Annotated in this window: 20 protein-coding genes and 1 pseudogene; 13 read left to right on the forward strand and 8 right to left on the reverse strand. The window is 56.0% G+C overall.

Annotated elements, in window-relative coordinates:
- The first annotated feature begins 2 nt into the window (after nt 1-2).
- Entirely contained in the window at nt 3-644 is a 642-nt protein-coding gene (pphA, locus tag LRS40_RS16350; protein WP_156264043.1) for a protein-serine/threonine phosphatase, read from the forward strand.
- Here the strand turns inward: pphA and LRS40_RS16355 are convergent, their stop codons facing one another.
- From LRS40_RS16355 to yebS, 5 genes are all read right to left on the reverse strand, one after another.
- Nucleotides 645-836: a YebW family protein gene (locus LRS40_RS16355; protein WP_142489952.1), complete on the reverse strand. Its 192-nt coding sequence runs from the start codon at nt 834-836 to the stop codon at nt 645-647.
- Between the two features lie 104 nt (nt 837-940).
- Nucleotides 941-1180, reverse strand: coding sequence for a YebV family protein (locus tag LRS40_RS16360; protein ID WP_032611546.1), 240 nt, complete (start codon nt 1178-1180; stop codon nt 941-943).
- A 104-nt stretch (nt 1181-1284) separates the two neighbouring features.
- On the reverse strand, nt 1285-2727 hold the full coding sequence (gene rsmF / locus LRS40_RS16365; RefSeq protein ID WP_231312095.1) for a 16S rRNA (cytosine(1407)-C(5))-methyltransferase RsmF: 1443 nt from the start codon (nt 2725-2727) through the stop codon (nt 1285-1287).
- A gap of 77 nt (nt 2728-2804) precedes the next feature.
- Nucleotides 2805-5438 (reverse strand): PqiB family protein, encoded by a 2634-nt coding sequence (locus tag LRS40_RS16370; RefSeq protein ID WP_142489950.1) that lies wholly within the window; start codon nt 5436-5438, stop codon nt 2805-2807.
- Nucleotides 5407-6690, reverse strand: coding sequence for a membrane integrity lipid transport subunit YebS (yebS, locus tag LRS40_RS16375; RefSeq protein ID WP_231312096.1), 1284 nt, complete (start codon nt 6688-6690; stop codon nt 5407-5409). Before yebS ends, LRS40_RS16370 begins: the two co-directional genes overlap by 32 nt.
- Before the next feature lie 131 nt (nt 6691-6821).
- Here yebS and LRS40_RS16380 point away from each other — a divergent pair, with 131 nt between their 5' ends.
- The 4 genes from LRS40_RS16380 (at nt 6822) to htpX (ending at nt 11248) form a co-directional block, all read left to right on the forward strand.
- Nucleotides 6822-7319 (forward strand): GAF domain-containing protein, encoded by a 498-nt coding sequence (locus LRS40_RS16380; RefSeq protein ID WP_231312097.1) that lies wholly within the window; start codon nt 6822-6824, stop codon nt 7317-7319.
- A 97-nt stretch (nt 7320-7416) separates the two neighbouring features.
- Entirely contained in the window at nt 7417-8103 is a 687-nt protein-coding gene (proQ, locus tag LRS40_RS16385; protein WP_142489947.1) for an RNA chaperone ProQ, read from the forward strand.
- A gap of 19 nt (nt 8104-8122) precedes the next feature.
- A complete protein-coding gene (prc, locus tag LRS40_RS16390) occupies nt 8123-10171 on the forward strand; it encodes a carboxy terminal-processing peptidase (RefSeq protein WP_142489946.1) in 2049 nt (682 codons plus the stop codon).
- Between the two features lie 195 nt (nt 10172-10366).
- Nucleotides 10367-11248, forward strand: a complete 882-nt coding sequence (gene htpX / locus LRS40_RS16395; RefSeq protein ID WP_142489945.1) for a protease HtpX — start codon at nt 10367-10369, stop codon at nt 11246-11248.
- Nucleotides 11249-11295: 47 nt separating this feature from the next.
- Here the strand turns inward: htpX and LRS40_RS16400 are convergent, their stop codons facing one another.
- Complete coding sequence (locus LRS40_RS16400; protein WP_156264039.1) at nt 11296-12669, reverse strand: MFS transporter; 1374 nt, start codon at nt 12667-12669, stop codon at nt 11296-11298.
- Nucleotides 12670-12847: 178 nt separating this feature from the next.
- Here LRS40_RS16400 and kdgR point away from each other — a divergent pair, with 178 nt between their 5' ends.
- Nucleotides 12848-13639, forward strand: coding sequence for a DNA-binding transcriptional regulator KdgR (kdgR, locus tag LRS40_RS16405; protein ID WP_106993296.1), 792 nt, complete (start codon nt 12848-12850; stop codon nt 13637-13639).
- A 54-nt stretch (nt 13640-13693) separates the two neighbouring features.
- Here kdgR and LRS40_RS16410 read toward each other — a convergent pair whose 3' ends face one another.
- Nucleotides 13694-13933, reverse strand: a complete 240-nt coding sequence (locus LRS40_RS16410; protein ID WP_231312098.1) for a YobH family protein — start codon at nt 13931-13933, stop codon at nt 13694-13696.
- 159 nt (nt 13934-14092) lie between these two features.
- On the opposite strand from LRS40_RS16410, the gene mgrB reads away from it, so the two are divergent.
- The 7 genes and pseudogenes from mgrB to rlmA all read left to right on the forward strand — a co-directional run bounded on the left by mgrB (nt 14093) and on the right by rlmA (nt 19318).
- On the forward strand, nt 14093-14236 hold the full coding sequence (gene mgrB / locus LRS40_RS16415) for a PhoP/PhoQ regulator MgrB (RefSeq protein WP_103180034.1): 144 nt from the start codon (nt 14093-14095) through the stop codon (nt 14234-14236).
- A 73-nt stretch (nt 14237-14309) separates the two neighbouring features.
- The gene (locus LRS40_RS16420) at nt 14310-14600 is read left to right on the forward strand and encodes a YebO family protein (protein ID WP_231312099.1); all 291 of its coding nucleotides are present in this window, start codon (nt 14310-14312) and stop codon (nt 14598-14600) included.
- A gap of 19 nt (nt 14601-14619) precedes the next feature.
- The gene (locus LRS40_RS16425) at nt 14620-15609 is read left to right on the forward strand and encodes an MBL fold metallo-hydrolase (RefSeq protein WP_231312100.1); all 990 of its coding nucleotides are present in this window, start codon (nt 14620-14622) and stop codon (nt 15607-15609) included.
- A 527-nt stretch (nt 15610-16136) separates the two neighbouring features.
- A pseudogene (locus LRS40_RS16430) lies at nt 16137-16281 on the forward strand (DUF2627 domain-containing protein).
- 12 nt (nt 16282-16293) lie between these two features.
- A complete protein-coding gene (gene cspE, locus LRS40_RS16435; RefSeq protein WP_001062678.1) occupies nt 16294-16503 on the forward strand; it encodes a transcription antiterminator/RNA stability regulator CspE in 210 nt (69 codons plus the stop codon).
- A 217-nt stretch (nt 16504-16720) separates the two neighbouring features.
- Nucleotides 16721-18439, forward strand: coding sequence for a peptidoglycan glycosyltransferase FtsI (gene ftsI, locus LRS40_RS16440; protein ID WP_231312101.1), 1719 nt, complete (start codon nt 16721-16723; stop codon nt 18437-18439).
- A 63-nt stretch (nt 18440-18502) separates the two neighbouring features.
- Nucleotides 18503-19318, forward strand: a complete 816-nt coding sequence (gene rlmA, locus LRS40_RS16445) for a 23S rRNA (guanine(745)-N(1))-methyltransferase (protein ID WP_231312102.1) — start codon at nt 18503-18505, stop codon at nt 19316-19318.
- Here rlmA and mntP read toward each other — a convergent pair.
- A complete protein-coding gene (mntP, locus tag LRS40_RS16450) occupies nt 19315-19878 on the reverse strand; it encodes a manganese efflux pump MntP (RefSeq protein WP_142490115.1) in 564 nt (187 codons plus the stop codon). The two genes, rlmA and mntP, sit on opposite strands and share 4 nt — an antisense overlap.
- Nucleotide 19879: the final 1 nt, after the last annotated feature.

Raw genomic sequence — 19879 nt, forward strand, 5'->3', positions numbered from 1 at the left:
CTATGTATCTAAAACTTGATGGTCACAACTGGCGACACGTCTGGGTGGTAAGCGATCTTCACGGCTGTTATCAACTGCTTATGGATGAAATAAAGCAGCGGCATTTTAATCCGTATGAGGATTTACTTATTTGCGTCGGCGATCTTATCGACCGCGGGCCGGACAGCGTCAAATGCCTGCAGTTATTAAATGAAAACTGGTTTTATGCGGTGCGCGGCAATCATGAGCAGATGGCGCTGGATGCCCTGCATAATAAGAGCTTCGGGCTGTGGTTGATGAACGGCGGCGTCTGGTTTGCCGAATTAAAGGGCGACCAGCAGCAGGCTCTCGACCTGTTCAGGCGCTGCGAAACGCTGCCGTGGATTATCGAAATCACCTGCGCCAACGGCGTGAACGTGATTGCCCATGCCGATTACCCGTCATCGCAGTATGAATGGGATAAACCGGTCGCGAAGCAGCGCATTCTGTGGGACAGGGATCGCCTGCGGGCTCTAATGAACGGTCATGAGGAGGGGATCGCCGGGGCCGATCACTTCTGGTTTGGCCATACGCCGCTAAGTCAGCGGTTTGATTGCCAGAACCTGCACTATATCGATACCGGGGCGGTGTTTGGCGGGTCGTTGACTCTGGCGCAGCTACAGTGATTAGAGGTCGGCATACTCCTGAGCCGGACGCCAGAAGCCGTCGATAAAGTCTTCGACCGGATAGCAGCCGCCGTGACGGATCCGCTGATCGTCCATCGAAGCCTCGCACTGCAGTTCGGTGCGATAAACGTCCACGACCAGGTCTTCGCAACCCGCGTCCAGATAACAGATAAACAGAACCAGTGCGTACATCATGCCCCTTAGCATTCACTATCGTATTAATATTGTAGGGGATGATTCAGGGAAGGGGAAAATACGCTGACAAATAACCCGCCTGCGGGCGGGTTCTCTCCAAATCATGCAAGGCGCATGATCCAGGCATCGGAACCTTGATCGTAATGCTCACGGTATAGTACGGAGTGTTCGCCATCGAGGAGTGCCGGGACGCTGGTATCTGCATCCCAGGCATCGAGCTGCATGCACAGGTCAGGGTCAGACTTGCAGGGGATGGTTAACGTTCGTTCGCCCTGCGTATCGCCGTTTAACTCGGCATCATCGATTTCGAATGCGCCAATGCGCACATTGGTTTTCGTCATAATGCTCTCCAGAATCTCGCTGTGGTCTGGTACGACCAGTATAGTCGCCCACTTTTCAGCCTGGTCAATGGAGAGCAAAAGCGCCAGTAAAAAAGTGCCTTTTTTTAGCCCGCGTCACCGTTACCGGTAAACAAACGACCATCGCGAACCAGCTCGCGCGGGTAGCTATTCTTCAGACGTGAGCCCACTTTTTTCGCCAGTCCAATGGGGAAACCCTGGTATGTCACTACCGCATCATCTCCGGTAGGGGTCGCCTGCGGCCAGACATCGCGGCCGCGATACCACTCTTCCGCTTCCTGCTGGGTTAAGGCAAAGGCGTTGTCCTGGCCGGCCAGCGCAATTACCGCTTCATGCTGCCAGCGGTAACCTTTGTTGTGGGTTTCTGCCAGCCGTATGCCGAGACGGGAGAAACGCACTTTACCGATCAGCGGCTCAATCTCCGTCGGGAATAACCACACCTCTTTGTCGCGCTGCCACAGTCGCAGGTTATCGCCCCAGTGCAGACCCGCCAGATGTGCAGCTGCGGTAATCTGCGCGGCTTCGCGGGTTTTAAGCGGCGTAAACGGGAAATTGCCCACCTTGAATTTAGGGGCTGGCAGCGGGGCGATGGCGGCCGTTTTGCGCAGCCGCGCCACGAAGAAGCCTTCGCAGTCGTAGATGTGCGGGAAGACGTGCAGGAAGCCTTCCGGCGTGACGCATTCACTGGCGCTGGCGAACAGGTCGTTCAGCGGCAGAAACTCCACGGCGTCGGGATACAGCTCTTTTAACCACAGGCAGACCGTCTCGTTCTCGTCGCGGTTGAGGGTGCAGGTGGAGTACACAAGGGTGCCGCCGGGACGCAGGGCATGGAAGGCGCTGTCGATCAGCTCGCGCTGGGTGGCGGCGATCTCCAGATTGCTGGCCACGGACCAGTTCTTCAGCGCATCGGGATCTTTGCGCACCACCCCTTCGCCGGAGCAGGGGGCGTCCAGCAGGATCGCATCAAAGGCTTCCGGTAGCGCAGCGCCAAACACGCGGCCATCAAAATGGGTTAACGCCACGTTGCTGATCCCGCAGCGGCTAATATTGGCATGCAGCACCTTAACGCGGCTGGCGGAAAACTCATTGGCGAGGATCGCCCCCTGATTATTCATCCGCGCGGCGATTTGGGTAGTTTTGGAGCCCGGGGCTGCCGCCACGTCCATCACGCGGGATGGCGTATTGTCGTCAGCAAAGAGTGCGGCAACCGGCAGCATGGAGCTGGCTTCCTGAATGTAAAACAGCCCGCTCAGATGCTCGGCGGTACTGCCCAACGGCAGGGCTTCCTCGTCGTCACGTTCGATCCAGAATCCCTCTTCGCACCACGGAACCGGCGTCAGTTGCCAGCCGTACGGTGCGACCAGGGTGAGGAAATCCGCCACGCTGATTTTCAGGGTATTGACGCGCAGGCTGCGGCGCAGCGGGCGCTGGCAGGCGGCGATAAACGCATCGAGAGCGAGAGAGTCAGGCAGAGCCTGGCGCATTTGCGCCAGAAATTCATCTGGCAGATAGACGGGACGTTGAGACACGAGCGCACCACAGGGAGTAAAAAGAGGCGCGCAGTGTACCACAAAGGCTCCGGTGGGTTGACACCGGAGCGCAGGCATTAACGTGGCAGGGCGGTTCCCCAGGTGCGCCACTCTTTCGGCTCGCTCTCCTGCAACAGGAAGTGCTTGCCGGGCTGAGATTTCGGTGCCAGCGGCGTGCCCGGTGGCGTCGCGAAGGCGATCCCCCCACGGATAAACTGGTTGAAGGTCCCGGTTTTCACTACCCCGCCGGTCAGGCCGAAATCGAGCGAGTAGCCGGAGGCCAGCCAGAAGACCGAGTTGTTCCGCACCAGATGCTGATAACGATCGCTGATGCGCAGGGCCACCATCACCCTGTCGGAAAGCGTCCCCAACGTCAGGCCAGTGACCGTGCCCACTTCCATTCCGCGGAACAGCACCGGCGTACCGATATCGAGCGATGCCGCATCCGGCACTTCCACCACAATGCTCAGGCCATCGAGATAGCGTGAGTCGGTGATGGTCGCTTCCTGCAACTCAAAATCGCGGCGCGGTTTGCCCTGTCCGGGCTCGACGTTGATATAGGGCTGGAGGATAGTATCCAGATGCTCGACCCCCGCGGCGGAAATCTGCGGGGTGATCACCGAGAAACGCGTTCCGGCGCGGGCGAAGTTATCGACATATTCCGGATACAGCACCGCCGTGGCCTGCACTTCATTGCGGGCGGTAATCAGCTTCAGGCTCTGGACCTGACCAATATCAATCCCCAGATAGCGCACCGGCATCCCTTCCGCGAGCTTGCCGGCATCAAAGGCGTGCAGGGTGATCTGACCGCCCACCGCGCGGGCGGCAGTTTCAGACGGATAGAGGATCCGCTTGTCACCCTTACGCTGGCTGGCGCTGGCGCCGCTAAGGTTGTCAAAGCTGATGGCGCCACGCAGGGCACGGGAGAGTGGGGAGGCCTGCACCGTCAGACCGCTGCCGTTAAGCTGCACTTTGGCCCCGCCTTCGGCCCAGAACACGCTGTTGCTGGTCAGCAGCTTGCGGTACTCCGGTTTGATATGCAGTTCGATATCAAAGGCATTTGCGCGCGGGCGCACGAGGATCACCTCACCCACTTCGAATTTGCGATACAGCACCACCGAGCCCGCCTGCACGTCCGGCAGGGTGTCGGCTACCAGCGTGAGGGTGGTGGTCGGCAGATCGCTCAGGCTGTTTTCGAGGGCTTTGTCCAGGTTGGCATACAGCGGGTAGCTGTCGCGCATGGCGCCTTTCTCACCCGGCAGGATACGGATCCCGCCGCTGATCCACTCGCTGGCGCTGGCCGCCAGGAACTCGACCCCGTCGAGCCCGACTTTGACATCCACCCGGCTGTTGACCACGAATTTGCTGTCGCCATGCACCAGCTCGCGGTACTGCGGATCGATCGCCACCTCAAAGGTAACCCCTTTGCTGGTTAACGACCGCTCAAGCACCTGACCAATCTGCACGCCGTGCAGAATCAGCGGCTGACCGGCGTCGATACCGTAGCTTTCCGGCGCGCTAAGGCTTACGGTCAGGACACCTGGTTTTTGTAACAGCGCCTTATCGGCAGGGGCGATAGTAAACTGGTTGACCGGTTCGCCGCCGCCGGGGATCAGCTCAAAGGTACTGCCGGTGAGCAGGCTGCTGACGCTGGGGTTGCTGAGGGACAGCTTAGGGCTACGCATTTCGATACGCGTTTTTTCCCGCAGCAGATCGACCACGCTGGGATCAACGGTCATCTCACCGGTCACCAGGCCGCCAGGATTCAGCGTCATTTTGGTGAGCTGACCTACCTGTAGCCCCTGATACATCAGCGGCGTGGAGTCGGCCTTGAGGCCATCCGCAGAGGGGAGGGTGAGCTTGACGATCACGCCGCGCTGGCTGTGGGCCAGATCTTTGTACAGACCGAAATCATCTTCCTGTGTGGCAGGCTCGGAGCCTTCCGGCGAATCGAAGGCGATGGCTCCATTCACCAGCGCCGCGAGGCTTTCCAGCTTCACTTTGGCCCCGCTCAGGCTCAGGTCGGCATCGACGCCAGAGACGTTCCAGAAGCGGCTGCCTTTTTTCACCAGCGAGGTGAAGCGTCGTTCAATCAGCACGTCGATGGTCACCCCCTGCTTATTGGGGGTGATGGCGTAGTCGTAGACGCGGCCCACGGGGATCTTGCGGAAATAGACCAGCGACCCGCTGTTCAGTGAGCCCAGATCCGGGGCGTGGAGATGGATCATCAGATCGCCGTTGTTGAGCCGGTACTTCGGCTGCGTATCCAGGGCGGTAAAGTGATCCTTTGGCTCACCTTTGCCCGGCATCATGCCGATGTAGTTGCCGCCGACCAGCGCATCCAGCCCGGAAACGCCCGCCAGCGAGGCTTTTGGCGTCACAAGCCAGAACTGCGTCTCTTCCCGCAGGGCGTCTTTCATATCGGACTTGATGCTGGCGCGAACCTCAATTTTATTCAGGTTCTTGTCCAGAGAAATATCCTGGACGGTGCCCACCTCCACCCCCTGGAAACGCACGGGCGTACGGCCCGCAACGATACCGTCGGCGCTCTGGAAATCAATGGTAATGGTATTGCCGCGATCTTCGTAACTGGTCCAGATTAACCAGCCGGCGATCATCAGAGCGATAACCGGCAGTAACCAGAAAGGCGAAATACGACGTTTTGTTTTAACTCGCGCTTCAGTCGGCGAAGCTGGCGTTTCCTGACTCATGTGCATCCCAAAGTAAGCGGCTATCCAGCCATTCCACTGCAAGAATAGTCAATATCACCGCAGTACCGAAATAGAGCGCCGCGGGTCCCATAGTAAAAGCAAGGAGCTGATCGCGATTGATCAGCGACATCATCAACGAAATAACAAACAGATCCAGCATTGACCAGCGGCCAATCCAGGTAACGAAACGCAACAGCAATATGCGGGTTCTTAGCCCCTGTTCACATTTAAAATGAATGCTGACGAGCAGGGTAAACATCACCACGACTTTGGTAAAGGGCACAAGAATACTGGCGATGAACACCACGGCCGCGACGGCGATGTTGCTCTGCGCCAGCGAGACGATGCCCGACATAATGGTATCTTCCTGGCGTGCACCGTTGACGTAAATCACCGAGATGGGCAGCAGGTTAGCCGGTAACAGCAGTATTAGCGAGGCGATCAGCGCCGCCCAGCATTTTTGCAGACTGTTATGGCGGCGCAGGCGCAGCGGAATATGGCAGCGCGGGCAGCGACCGCGCGCGTCGGGTAGCCCGGTATAGTGACAGCCCAGACAGACCCGCAAATCGGTGTTGTAGCGGGTGGCAGGGCGCTGGGGGTAAAACCGCTCCCAGAGCTGCTCCACGTTCAGGTGGATCATTGTGAGAATGCTGAGGATCACCAGCGCGATAAAGGCGAACAGACCACTGCCGGGCTGCAGCCAGGCGTAATCCTGCACCTTGATTGACGCCACGACGATCCCCACCAGGTAGATATCCAGCATCAGCCACTCCTTAAGCCTCTCGAGCATCAGAAGCACCGGGCGCAGGTTCATCCCCAGAATATTGCCAAACCACAGGTAGGCGATGGCGGCCACCAGCACTACCGGCGCGCCGACGGTGCAGAACAGTACCATCGAGGCGGTGAGGGGATCGCCCTGGCGGGTCATCTGCCAGATCCCCTCCAGCAGGTTGGCGTCAATACGCACACCCAGCAGGTGCAAACTGAGCAGCGGTTCGCTCCAGGCAAAGGGCATCAGCAGCATCATGGTGACGGCCATCGCGGCCAGTCGCGTCAGGGACCAGTCGCGGCCATCGCGGATTTTTGCGTTGCAGCGCGGGCAGAAAGCACTTTGGTATGATTTCATCTTTGGCAACGTAAAAAGCGTATCGCATTGCGGACAACGCTGATAATGTGCACGGGGCAGCGCATCGCCAACCGCATGCACAGTAATCTTTTTCGCCGGTGTTATTTTCGGTGTTTTAAGAGCCATCGGTCGCGCTAAAAAAGGATAGTTAATAGTTATCTTAACTCATGAATGGATTCATCTTGAGCATGAACGTAAATAATGCGTATTTTAATAGGCTATGCTGTAATTTTGTAAGACAACCAAGTGATTGAATAATGAACAAAACAGAATTCTACGCGGATTTGAACCGTGACTTTCAGGCATTGATGGCAGGTGAAACCAGTTTTTTAGCCACGCTGGCGAATACCAGCGCGTTGCTTTTCGAACGTCTGTCTGATGTGAACTGGGCCGGTTTCTATCTGCTGGAAGGCGAGACGCTGGTGCTGGGACCCTTCCAGGGCAAGCTGGCCTGCGTACGTATTCCGGTCGGGCGCGGCGTGTGTGGTACCGCGGTGGCGCAGGACCAGGTGCAGCGTGTTGATGATGTCCACGCGTTCGACGGGCATATCGCCTGCGACAGCGCCAGCAATGCTGAAATCGTACTTCCTCTGAAAGTGAATAATCAGATTATTGGTGTACTGGATATCGACAGCACGGTCTTCAACCGCTTTACCCACGAGGATGAGCAGAGGCTGCGCGAGCTGGTGGCGAACCTTGAAAACGTCCTCGCCGCGACCGATTATCATAAATTCTTTGCGAGCGTCGCAGGATAATCAACGGATAACGTAGCATTTACCGATGGCGTCATTATAATGACGCCTGTTCATGCCTGCGGCTTGTCGGCAACGTCCGTTGTAATCAGGAAATTTCATGGAAAATCAACCTAAGTTGAATAGCAGTAAAGAAGTTATCGCGTTTTTGGCCGAACGTTTTCCTCAATGTTTTAGTGCCGAAGGCGAAGCTCGTCCCCTGAAAATTGGTATTTTTCAGGATCTGGTAGAGCGTGTTGAAGGTGAGATGAACCTCAGCAAAACCCAACTCCGCTCCGCCTTACGTCTTTATACTTCGAGCTGGCGTTACCTGTACGGTATCAAAGCGGGCGCAACGCGTGTGGATCTCGACGGCAACCCTTGCGGTGTGCTGGATGAGCAGCACGTTGAGCACGCCCGTAAGCAGCTCGAAGAAGCCAAAGCGCGAGTTCAGGCTCAGCGTGCTGAACAGCAGGCGAAGAAGCGCGAAGCTGCCGCGGCCAATGGCCAGGAAGAAGCCCCTCGCCGTGAACGCAAGCCACGTCCTGCACCGCGTCGCAAAGAGAACACCGAGCGTAAGCCACGTGCTGAGCAACCGGCGGCAAAAGCCCCGCGTGCGCCTCGTGAAGAGCCGCGCCACACTCCGGTTTCTGACATTAGCGTCCTGAGCGTTGGTCAGTCTCTGAAGGTGAAAGCGGGTAACAATGCTATGGATGCCACCGTACTGGAAATCACCAAAGATGGCGTTCGTGTACAGCTGACTTCTGGTCTGTCAATGATTGTACGCGCAGAACACTTGTTGTTCTAAAACGGAGGCCAAGCCCGGCATGAACACATTTTTTAAGCTCACCGCGCTGGCTGGCCTGTTTGCGATAACAGGCCACGCCTTCGCTGTGGACGAGATTACGCGTGTCGATCAAATTCCGATTTTGAAGGAAGAGACCCAGCACGCAACGGTCAGTGAGCGCGTTACCTCGCGCTTCACCCGTTCGCACTATCGTCAGTTCGACCTTGACCAGGCCTTTTCGACAAAAATTTTCGACCGCTATCTGAACCTGCTGGACTACAGTCACAACGTCCTGCTGGCCAGCGATGTCGAACAGTTTGCCAAAAAGCAGTCTGAGGTGGGTGACGAGTTACGCAGCGGCAAGCTGGACCTGTTCTACGATCTGTATAACCTGTCGCAGAAACGCCGTTTCGAGCGCTATCAGTACGCGCTTAAGGTGCTTGAACGTCCGATGGACTTCACGGGTAACGACACCTTTAATCTTGACCGCAGTAAGTCGCCGTGGCCGAAAGATGAAGCCGAGCTGAATGCCCTGTGGGACAGCAAAGTGAAGTACGACGAGCTGAGCCTCAAACTCACCGGTAAAGATGAGAAAGAGATCCGCGAAACGCTGACCCGCCGCTACAAATTTGCCATTCGTCGCCTGGCGCAGACCAACAGTGAAGATGTGTTCTCGCTGGCGATGACCGCCTTCGCGCACGAAATCGATCCACACACCAACTATCTCTCTCCGCGCAACACCGAGCAGTTCAACACCGAAATGAGCCTCTCCCTTGAAGGGATCGGTGCGGTGCTGCAGATGGACGACGATTACACCGTCATCAACTCCATGGTTGCCGGGGGCCCGGCTGCCAAAAGCAAGGCGATTAGCGTAGGCGATCGCATTGTGGGTGTCGGCCAGGTTGGCCAGAACATGGTCGATGTGATCGGCTGGCGTCTGGATGATGTCGTTGCTCTGATCAAAGGGCCAAAAGGCAGCAAGGTCCGTCTGGAAATCCTGCCTGCCGGTAAAGGCACCAAGACCCGTATCGTTACCCTGACCCGCGAGCGTATCCGTCTGGAAGATCGCGCGGTGAAGATGTCGGTGAAAACCGTGGGTAAAGACAAAGTCGGCGTGCTGGATATTCCTGGCTTCTATGTGGGCCTGACGGACGACGTCAAGGTTCAGCTGCAGAAGCTTGAAAAACAAAACGTTAAGAGCGTAATTATCGATCTGCGTACCAACGGCGGCGGCGCCCTGACCGAGGCGGTTTCGCTTTCGGGTCTGTTTATCCCGTCCGGCCCGGTGGTACAGGTACGCGACAACAACGGTAAAGTGCGTGAAGATGCCGATACCGATGGCGTTGTTTACTATAAAGGCCCGCTGGTGGTGCTGGTCGATCGCTTCAGTGCGTCGGCATCGGAGATCTTTGCTGCGGCAATGCAGGACTACAGCCGCGCACTGATTGTTGGCGAACCGACCTTCGGGAAAGGCACGGTGCAGCAGTATCGTTCCCTGAACCGCATTTACGATCAGATGCTGCGTCCGGAATGGCCGGCGCTGGGCTCGGTACAGTACACCATTCAGAAGTTCTATCGCGTGAATGGCGGCAGTACCCAGCGTAAAGGCGTGACCCCGGATATCATCATGCCGACTGGCACTGAAGAGACGGAAACCGGCGAGAAGTTCGAAGATAACGCGCTGCCGTGGGATAGCGTTAACGCTGCTACCTACGTGAAGTCGGGAGATATGACTCAGTTTGGTCCGGCGCTGTTGAAGCAGCACGACGATCGCATCGCCAAAGATCCTGAGTTCCAGTACATCGTGAAGGATATTGCCCGTTTCAATGCCCTGAAAGCGAAACGCAATATCGTCTCTCTGAACTACGCTCAGCGTCTGAAAGAGAACGAAGAGGATGATGCAACACGTCTGGCGCGTATCAATGACCGCTTTAAACGTGAAGGCAAGCCTCTCCTCAAAAAACTGGACGACCTGCCGAAGGATTACCAGGAGCCCGATCCGTATCTTGATGAGACGGTGAAGATCGCCATTGACCTGGCGCAACTGGAAAAAGATCATCCTGCCGGGAATCCCGCCCCGGCGAAATAATCTTCCCTGACAGGCACAAGAAATTGTGCCTGTTTTTTTGTTAACCGCATCCAGCCGTCAGGCAGTCATTTCATTGTGTAAAGTTGTGTCTTTCTGGTGACTTACGCCGCTGCAATCCTTGAAAATATGCGGAATACCCATACGATGTGGGTAATCGCATAGTGCGTTTTGTTAAACTGAGGTTAAAAGAATATTATGATGCGAATCGCGCTCTTCCTGCTCACCAACCTTGCGGTCATGGTGGTCTTCGGGCTGGTGCTCAGCCTGACAGGAATTCAGTCGAGTAGCGTTCAGGGCTTGTTAATCATGGCGCTGCTGTTTGGTTTTGGTGGCTCCTTTGTCTCGCTGCTGATGTCCAAGTGGATGGCGCTCAAGTCCGTGGGCGGCGAGGTTATTGAGCAACCGCGTAACGACATGGAACAGTGGTTGATGACCACCGTTGCCAACCAGGCCCGCCAGGCGGGTATTGCTATGCCGCAGGTCGCGATCTATCACGCGCCGGACATCAACGCCTTCGCCACCGGCGCGCGTCGCGACGCGTCTCTGGTTGCGGTCAGTACCGGCCTGTTGCAGAACATGAGCCGTGACGAAGCCGAGGCGGTTATCGCCCATGAGATCAGCCACATTGCCAACGGCGATATGGTGACCATGACCCTGGTTCAGGGTGTGGTGAACACCTTCGTTATCTTTATCTCGCGTATTATCGCGCAGATTGCCGCAGGCTTTATGGGCGGCGATCGGGAGGAAGGCGAGGCGAGTAACGGCAACCCGCTGATTTATTTTGCGGTCTCAATGGTGCTGGAACTGGTGTTTGGTATCCTGGCGAGCATTATCACCATGTGGTTCTCCCGTCACCGTGAGTTCCATGCGGATGCCGGCTCAGCCAAACTGGTAGGTCGCGAGAAGATGATTGCCGCGCTGCAGCGTCTGAAGACCAGCTACGAGCCGCAGGAAGCTTCCAGCATGATGGCGTTTTGCATCAACGGTAAATCGAAATCGCTGAGCGAACTGTTCATGTCCCACCCGCCGCTGGACAAGCGTATCGAAGCGCTGCGTAGCGGCGAGTACCTGAAATAACGATTTCGGGTCGGAAATAAAAAAGCGCGTCCCCGGACGCGCTTTTTTTATGCCTGCGAACGTGGCTGCGTCACCCTTAGCCCGCTGATAATGGCCGCGACGGTGGCGAGCGTGCCGGCGGTCAGCAGCGCCAGATGGGTCCCGCTTTGCCCGGCCAGGTTAAACATCAAGGCCACCAGCGCCGCCCCGGTACTTTGTCCCAGCAGGCGGGCGGTACCCAGCATGCCGCTGGCGCCGCCGCTGCGATGGCGAGGGGCGGCGGTAATAATGGTATGGTTATTTGGCGACTGGAACAGACCAAAGCCCGCCCCGCACAGCATCATCCGCCAGATAATATCCAGATCGTGCGGTGCCGCCGGCAGCAGGGCGAGGGCGAAAAGACCGACCGCCATTATCACCAGCCCCAGCGCCCCCAGTAAGCCCGCATGCACCCGTTCAATCAGATAGCCTGCCAGCGGCGCCATCACCATGGTCGCCAGCGGCCAGGGGGTTAACAGCAGACCCGTTTCCACTTCCGAGCGACCAATCACGCTCTGCAGGAAGAAGGGCAGAGAAACCAGGGCCAGCATCTGCGCGCAGAAGGAGCATATTGACGTACCGATAGAGAGCGAAAAGAGCGGAATACGCAGCAGATCCACCGGCAGTAATGGTACCGGCAGGGCCAGCTGACGCCGCACGAAGAAGAAGCCGACTACCAGCAGCGCCACAACTTCGCCGGCAATTAACGTCAGCGACTGTCCCTGGGCGAAACCGCTGAGGGCGGTGATCAGCAGGCCAAAGGTGAGGGCGTTCATCACCGCGCTCGGCAGATCGAATTTAGGCATACTGCTTTTCGGGCCGTTGGCGGGCAAGTAGCGCAGGGCGAACAGCAGCGCCACGATCCCCAGCGGAACATTGATCAGGAACAGCCACTGCCAGGAGGCTACCGAGAGGATCGCCGCCGCAATTGTCGGGCCTGCCGCCGAGGAGACGGCGACAATAAAGGAGTTAATGCCCATCCCTCGTCCCAGATGCCGCTGCGGGTAGATAAGACGAATCAGCGCGGTATTGACGCTCATCAGCGCCGCGCCGCCAAACCCCTGAACGATGCGCGCCAGCGTCAGGGTGTGCAATGTGTCTGAAAGGGCGCAGAACAGGGAGGTCAGGGTAAAAACCACCAGTCCGCACTGATAGACCCGGCGGTAGCCAAACATGTCTCCGAGGAAAGAGAACGAGAGTAGCGAGATGACAATCGCTATCTGGTAGGCGTTGACGATCCAGATCGAACTGGCAGGCGAGGCATTCAGGTCGCTGGCGATGGTCGGCAGGGCAACGTTGGCGATGGCACCATCCAGCACTGCCATGGAAATACCGATAATAATGGTCGCAATGGCACCATAGCGCTGCGGTAACGGCAGGCCATCTGTGAGGGTTTTTGTCATGAGAATGAATGAGCAATACAGGTTATTATTAACAGGGTAACGATATTATCACTGTTATTTCGGTTATATGTCGCAGATTTGTAACCAGGTTAGCCAGGATTGATTGCAGCAATGCGGTCGCGAATTTATAATAAAAACCGGTTCTAAATTTTATAAAACACTTGCGTTGAGGTGATTAATGGCAATCGCGGATTTGGATAAACAGCCAGATTCTGTTTCTTCTGTGTTAAAGGTGTTCGGCATCCTGCAGGCGCTTGGCGAAGAGCGCGAAATTGGTATTACTGAGCTGTCCCAGCGTGTGATGATGTCAAAAAGCACCGTTTACCGCTTTTTGCAGACCATGAAATCACTGGGTTATGTTGCACAGGAAGGCGAGTCTGAAAAGTACTCCCTGACTCTGAAGTTATTCGAACTGGGCGCACGCGCGCTGCAGAACGTCGATCTGATCCGTAGCGCGGATATTCAGATGCGTGAACTCTCTCGTCTGACGAAAGAGACGGTGCACCTGGGTGCGCTGGATGAAGACAGCATTGTCTACATCCATAAGATCGACTCCATGTATAACCTGCGCATGTATTCACGCATTGGCCGCCGCAACCCGCTGTACAGTACCGCCATCGGTAAAGTCCTGCTGGCATGGCGCGACCGTGAAGAAGTGAAGCAGATCCTCGAGAACGTCGAGTACAAACGCAGCACTGAACGTACCATCACCACCACCGATGAACTGTTAGCGGTGCTGGATAAGGTGCGTGAGCAGGGTTATGGCGAAGATAACCAGGAGCAGGAAGAGGGCTTGCGCTGCATCGGCGTACCGGTATTTGACCGCTTCGGCGTGGTGATTGCAGGCCTGAGTATCTCCTTCCCGACGCTGCGTTTCTCTGAAGAGCATCTGCACGAATACGTGGAAATGCTGCACACGGCGGCGCGGAAGATCTCTGAGCAGATGGGTTATAACGACTATCCGTTCTGAGTTGTTCCTGCATAAAAAAACGCTGCCTGATAGCAGCGTTTTTTATGGATGGGATCAGCCGTTATCGACTACTGTCTCGCTCTTTCGCAGCAGCGGGCAGCGGGAGAGTCCAATAATTCCGCTGTCAGAATGAATATACTGCGCCGTGCTGAAGCCGCGTGCGGTGAGGTACTGACACTGAATACCCAGTCCGCCAGCGTTCTCTTTACTGCCCGTCAGCACGCCGTAGCCTGCGAGCAGTAAACCTGTCCAGATCAGGGCTATAACAATCAGTGTGCGAATAAAAAAGCGCATTATTGCCTCATTTTTTTTAATGACTGCCGTCTAGCGTAACCGATAAAGTCGCGTAAACAAGCCTATGATTCCGAAAGGCTCGTCTTCACGTTACAGTTAGGCATGGTTTAAGTTGCGCATGATAACCTGGCATCAGGCAGTTATGGGACGGAGAGTGGAGTGAAAAAAATACGCTGGGTAATTCTGGTGCTGGTTCTGGTGGCCTGTGTGTTGCTCTGGACGCAGACCATCAATGTGATGTGTGACCAGGATGTACAGTTTTTTAGCGGTATTTGTTCTATCAATAAGTTTATCCCCTGGTAACAGGCATTTTTATCGCAAATGATTTCCTTCCGTAACGCGAGTGCTAGAATGAGCGTTTTTATTGGGGGGTGAAATGGGTGAGTTAGTGAATTCCGGGATGCTTAGTGTGGCATCTCTGGCGATTTCGGGAATATTGCTGATCGTGGGTCTGGTGCTGTGGTTTTTCGTCAACCGTGCAAGCTCCCGTACCAATGAGCAAATCGAGCTGCTGGAAACATTAGTTGATTTGCAAAAACGTCAGAACGCGCTGCTGCGCCGCCTGTGCGAAGCCAATGAACCGGAAGAGAAAGTAGCACCAAAAGCGGCAGAAGATACGGCTAACAGCCAGGACGATGACTTTATTCGTCTGGTAGCCGAACGCTAACCAGTCAGGGGAGGTGAGTATGGCCTGGAGCAATCCCTGGTATAACGCCTCCCTCGCGCATCATACCCCGCAGGGTTTTCGCAACACCGATGGAGCTGAGCACCAACCCGGCGATGTCGAACGCTGGCAGAAAGAACGAAAGGCCGCCGGTCTGCCGAAACCGCCCGAACAGGGCTACGACCAGTTTATCCGCCAGTGGTGGCAACCTGTCACACTCAATACCCTTGAAGAAGACGGCGTCTGGTGGCTGGGACATGCCAGCCTGCTGCTGCGCCTGAACGGGAAATACATTCTCACCGATCCGGCGTTTTCCCGTCGCGCCTCCCCGGTACCCTTTGCCGGGCCGATCAGAAAAACGCCCCCGGTGATGAGCGTCGCGGCGCTTCCACCCCTTGATGCGCTGGTCATTTCCCATAACCACTTTGATCATCTGGATTCCGCCACCTTCCGCCAGCTTCTGCGGCGTTTTCCGCAGCTGACCATTTTCGTGCCTTTAGGCCTGGGGGAGTGGTGCCGCCGGCGTGGGGCAAAGCAGGTCGTCGAGCTGGACTGGTGGCAAAGCTATACCTTCGAAGGGTTGGGGTTCACCGCCGTCCCGGCGCAGCACTGGAGTATGCGCACCCTGTGGGATCGCAACCGCTCGCTCTGGTGTGGCTGGGTCTTTGAGGGGCAAAACAAGCGCTTCTGGTTCAGCGGCGATACCGGTTTTACGCCGGAGTTACTGACCATCCCGCAGCGGCTGGGAAAACTGGATACCATTGCGATACCCGTTGGCGCGTATGCACCACGTTGGTTCATGTCTGTTCATCATATGGATCCGCAGGCGGCGGTAGCGCTCTGGCAACAACTGGGAATGCCGACGGCGATCCCGATCCACTGGGGGGTGTTTGAGCTGGCGGATGAATCGCTGGATGAGCCTGTAAAAGAACTCTCTTTGGCCCTGAATGATTTATTGCTGCCGGTGGCTAACTTTCAGCCTCTACGCATTGGTCAATATTTATCCATATAAACTATTCTCTGTTCAGTTAGCACTTATTCCGTATTAAACCGACGCATGTCATATTTTATTTTAATCGAAACGTTTTGATTGCCTTTTTTTGATGCAGGTTCATAAAAATATCATTATTTTGGTGCATGGCAACAATCAGCGTTGCGGTGTATATAAGTTAAACAAGCGAAGCGACCCGAAGTGTTTTTTTTCAAGGAAACAAATGCCTGCCGTTACGATTAAATCAGCATAACTTCTTACCAATTGTTCTAAAGGAAATAACCGCCGCACGAAATCGGCCACGCTTGCTGGACGATATGAAGTTCTTGGTCTAAGTTAAAAAAGTCTTTGATAACAGCGTCTACCCTGACGGTTACTGATCGAGCAACAGACGGGCTATGTATACACGTAAGTGCATTACTGTGCAGATTGTGGCAAATCAGTCCCTGAATTTGTGCGGCTGATCGAGACACGTTTAAAAATGGCTTGCCATTATTTAAGTTGTGTGTGATAACACGGTTTGGGTCAAACGAGGTACAGTTCTGTTTATGTGTGGCATTTTCAGTAAAGAAGTCCTGAGTAAACACGTTGTCGTTGAATACCGCTTCTCTGCCGAACCTTATATTAGTGCCTCATGCAGTAATGTCTCAGTTTTATCTCAGTGAATGCCCGCGGGCTAAGAAAATATTCTAAGGAATTTTGCAAATGGCAAAGATTAAAGGTCAAGTTAAGTGGTTCAACGAGTCTAAAGGTTTTGGTTTCATTACTCCTGCTGACGGCAGCAAAGATGTGTTCGTACACTTCTCTGCAATCCAGGGTAACGGCTTCAAAACTCTGGCTGAAGGCCAGAACGTTGAGTTCGAAATTCAGGACGGCCAGAAAGGTCCGGCTGCTGTTAACGTAACCGCTATCTGATCGAACCCCTGCCTAATCTGAAGCGTTCCGACGTTTCAGTTGCAGAGATAAAGCCTCGCGTATGCGGGGCTTTTTAATGCATTTTTTTCAAAGTGTTACCACCTGCGTCTCTGTTTGCAGTTTGTTGCAAAGCTGCGAGAGTATTAGCATTGTTTTCCCCCTCAGGGTGCAAATTTGCCGTTAAATCAGGGCGTTGTTAATCAGCCCTGGAGCCCTGGTGAAAAAGAAACCCGTCAATCCCGCAGCAAACTTCACCCCGTTACGTTTTGCCCTTCTCTGCCTGGCCATTCTTGGCAGCCTGGTTTTCCTGCTGGGGCGCGTCGCCTGGCTGCAGATTGTAAAACCGGATCCGCTGGTCAAGCAGGAGGATATGCGCTCGCTGCGTGAGGTGGCTATTAACGCCCCGCGAGGGATGATCGTCGACAGGGAAGGGCGGCCGCTGGCGGTGAGCGTGCCGGTGCAGGCGGTGTGGGCCGATCCGAAAACGGTGCTGGCGAAAGGCGGTGTCGGGTTTGACGATCGCTGGCAGGCGTTAGCCAGCGCCCTGCATCTGTCGCTCACCAACCTTGCCGCGCGGATCAACAGTAATCCGCAGGGGCGTTTTATCTATCTGGCCCGCCAGGTCGATCCCGCTCAGGCCCAGTGGATCGACAAACTCCATCTACCGGGTATCAGCCTGCGGGATGAGTCACGACGTTTTTACCCGGCCGGACACGTGGCGGCTAACCTGATTGGCTTTACCAATATTGACGGGCAGGGCATCGAAGGGATCGAGAAAAGCTTTAATGCGCAGCTCACCGGCAAACCCGGCCTGCGCCGAGTGCGCGAAGATCGCTACGGGCATGTGATTGAGAATATTACCGAGGTCCCGCCAGTGCCGGCGCACAATATCCAGCTGAGCATTGATGAGCGGCTACAGACTATTACGGAAGATGCGCTGGACAACGCTGTGGCATGGAACAAAGCGGAGTCGGGGGCCGCGGTGCTGATCAACATTCAGACCGGCGAGATTCTGGCGATGGCCAGCTTCCCGGACTTCAATCCCAATAACCGTGACGGCGCCACGCTGAATGATTTTCGTAATCGTGCCATCAGCGATACCTTTGAGCCGGGCTCTACCGTCAAGCCGCTGGTGTTGATGACCGCGCTGCAGCAAGGGCTGGTGCAGCCGGACAGCGTCATCGACACCCATCCCTACACCCTGGCCGGGCACCGCATTCGCGACGTCGGTTACTACCCGGAGCTGACGCTGACCGGCATCCTGCAAAAATCGAGCGATACCGGCGTGTCCCGCCTCTCGCTGGCGATGCCGATCCAGCGACTGCTGGATACCTATCACGGGTTTGGCTTTGGCCGCTCCACCGGCCTCGGGTTAACCGGGGAGAGCAGCGGCCTGCTGCCCGAGCGTAAATTCTGGAGCCAGCTCGATCGCGCTACCTTTGCGTTTGGCTATGGCCTGATGGTCACTCCGCTCCAGCTGGCGCACGTTTACGCCACCATTGGCAGCTATGGTCTGGAGCGTCCGCTCTCTATCACCCGCATTGACCCGCCGGTCATCGGCACCCAGGTAATGCCCGTTCCGATTGTGCAGGAGGTAGAGCATATGATGGAGAGCGTGGCGCTGCCCGGCGGCGGCGGGGTCAAAGCGGCGGTACGTGATTACCGGGTGGCAGTGAAAACCGGCACCGCGAAGAAAATCGATGACGGCGGCAACTATGTTGATAAATATGTGGCCTATACCGCCGGCGTCGCGCCGGCCAGCCGTCCGGTATTTGCCCTCGCGGTGGTGATCAACGATCCGCAAAATGGAGCCTACTACGGCGGGGCGGTCTCGGCACCGGTGTTCAGCCAGATTATGGGTGACGTGCTGCGTATCGAAAACATCAAGCCGGATGGCTTACCGGCCGATTCCAGCCATCTCATCGTAATGCGTTAAGGCCGTTTTATAGCGGGGCGATTAGCGGTACACTTTCGCCCTTTATGATTGCCCGGAGTTACCATGACATTCTGCTGTCCTCTTTGCCACGCGCCTCTGGCGCACACGGATAAAAGTTACGCCTGCCCGCAGGGGCATCGGTACGATATGGCGAAAGAGGGCTATGTTAATCTGCTCCCGGTGCAGCATAAGCGTTCCCGGGATCCGGGCGACAGTGCGGAGATGATGCAGGCCCGCAGAGCCTTTCTCGATGCCGGCCATTATCAGCCCCTGCGCGACGAGGTCGCCGGTAAGCTGGCAGCGTTATTGCCTGAAGGGGCGACATCGATCCTCGATATCGGCTGTGGAGAAGGATATTACACCGCCGCCTTTGCCGATACTGCCCAGAAAAAGGGCGCCGCAACCTTTGGGCTGGATGTCTCTAAATCCGCCATCCGTGCCGCAGCCAAACGCTATTCGCAGGTGACCTTTTGCGTGGCGTCCAGCCACCGTCTGCCGTTTGAAGAGAGCAGCATGGATGCGGTGATCCGCATCTACGCTCCCTGCAAAGGCGAAGAGCTGGCCCGGGTGGTGAAAGAGGGAGGCTGGGTTATCACCGTCACGCCAGGTCCGCGTCACCTGATGGAGCTGAAGGGGCTGATTTACAGCGAGGTTCTGCTGCATGCCCCGCATTCGGAGCAGCTGGCAGGCTTTGCGCTCCGGGAGGAGCAGTCCCTGGCCTATAATATGTCCCTGAGCGGAACAGAAGCGGTGGCGCTGTTGCAGATGACGCCTTTTGCGTGGCGGGCAAAACCGGAGGTGTGGGAGACGCTGGCAAAACAGGCACTATTCAGCTGCCAGACAGATTTTAGCATCCACTGCTGGCAGCGCATCGCTTAACCGGCGAAGTGGCTCCACATAATTTGAGCGCCGATACCGATTAATACAATACCGCCGAGGATCTCGGCGCGTTTCCCTAACAGCGGGCCGATAAACCGGCCGATCATCATCCCCAGGGTGGACATGATTAAGGTCGCGCAGCCAATCGCCAGCGCGGTAGCGATAATGTTCACCTGCAGGAACGCCAGCCCCACGCCGACGGCCATCGCATCAAGGCTGGTGGCGATCGCCGTGGTCACCAGCAGCCAGAAGCCGTGGCGGTGAACGGGCTCATCTTCATCAACGTCATTACGAATGCCTTCAATAACCATACGTCCGCCGAGGAAGGTCAGCAGGATAAAGGCGATCCAGTGATTCCACTCCAGCACGAACTGGCTGGCGAGCATCCCCAGACCCCAGCCAATTAGCGGCGTCAGGGTTTCGATAGCACCAAAGATCAGACCGGTACGCAGGGCTTCAGAGAATTTAGGTTTGTGGAGCGTGGCGCCTTTTCCCATGGAAGCAGCAAATGCATCCATAGACATACCAAAGGCCAGAAGAAGTGTTGCAGAGAGGTTCATC

Origin of the sequence: Leclercia sp. G3L, assembly GCF_021117075.1 — a bacterium.
GTDB classification, from domain to species: Bacteria; Pseudomonadota; Gammaproteobacteria; order Enterobacterales; family Enterobacteriaceae; genus Enterobacter; species Enterobacter adecarboxylatus_C.

Coding starts and splice junctions, on each gene's coding strand:
- mntP (WP_142490115.1), bottom strand. CDS start 19,878: ATGAACCTCTCTGCAACACTTCTTCTGGCCTTTGGTATGTCTATGGAT.
- proQ (WP_142489947.1), top strand. CDS start 7,417: ATGGAAAATCAACCTAAGTTGAATAGCAGTAAAGAAGTTATCGCGTTT.
- prc (WP_142489946.1), top strand. CDS start 8,123: ATGAACACATTTTTTAAGCTCACCGCGCTGGCTGGCCTGTTTGCGATA.
- kdgR (WP_106993296.1), top strand. CDS start 12,848: ATGGCAATCGCGGATTTGGATAAACAGCCAGATTCTGTTTCTTCTGTG.
- pphA (WP_156264043.1), top strand. CDS start 3: ATGTATCTAAAACTTGATGGTCACAACTGGCGACACGTCTGGGTGGTA.
- LRS40_RS16380 (WP_231312097.1), top strand. CDS start 6,822: ATGAACAAAACAGAATTCTACGCGGATTTGAACCGTGACTTTCAGGCA.
- yebS (WP_231312096.1), bottom strand. CDS start 6,690: ATGGCTCTTAAAACACCGAAAATAACACCGGCGAAAAAGATTACTGTG.
- cspE (WP_001062678.1), top strand. CDS start 16,294: ATGGCAAAGATTAAAGGTCAAGTTAAGTGGTTCAACGAGTCTAAAGGT.
- LRS40_RS16400 (WP_156264039.1), bottom strand. CDS start 12,669: ATGACAAAAACCCTCACAGATGGCCTGCCGTTACCGCAGCGCTATGGT.
- LRS40_RS16410 (WP_231312098.1), bottom strand. CDS start 13,933: ATGCGCTTTTTTATTCGCACACTGATTGTTATAGCCCTGATCTGGACA.
- htpX (WP_142489945.1), top strand. CDS start 10,367: ATGATGCGAATCGCGCTCTTCCTGCTCACCAACCTTGCGGTCATGGTG.
- LRS40_RS16355 (WP_142489952.1), bottom strand. CDS start 836: ATGTACGCACTGGTTCTGTTTATCTGTTATCTGGACGCGGGTTGCGAA.
- LRS40_RS16425 (WP_231312100.1), top strand. CDS start 14,620: ATGGCCTGGAGCAATCCCTGGTATAACGCCTCCCTCGCGCATCATACC.
- rlmA (WP_231312102.1), top strand. CDS start 18,503: ATGACATTCTGCTGTCCTCTTTGCCACGCGCCTCTGGCGCACACGGAT.
- LRS40_RS16360 (WP_032611546.1), bottom strand. CDS start 1,180: ATGACGAAAACCAATGTGCGCATTGGCGCATTCGAAATCGATGATGCC.
- LRS40_RS16370 (WP_142489950.1), bottom strand. CDS start 5,438: ATGAGTCAGGAAACGCCAGCTTCGCCGACTGAAGCGCGAGTTAAAACA.
- LRS40_RS16420 (WP_231312099.1), top strand. CDS start 14,310: ATGGGTGAGTTAGTGAATTCCGGGATGCTTAGTGTGGCATCTCTGGCG.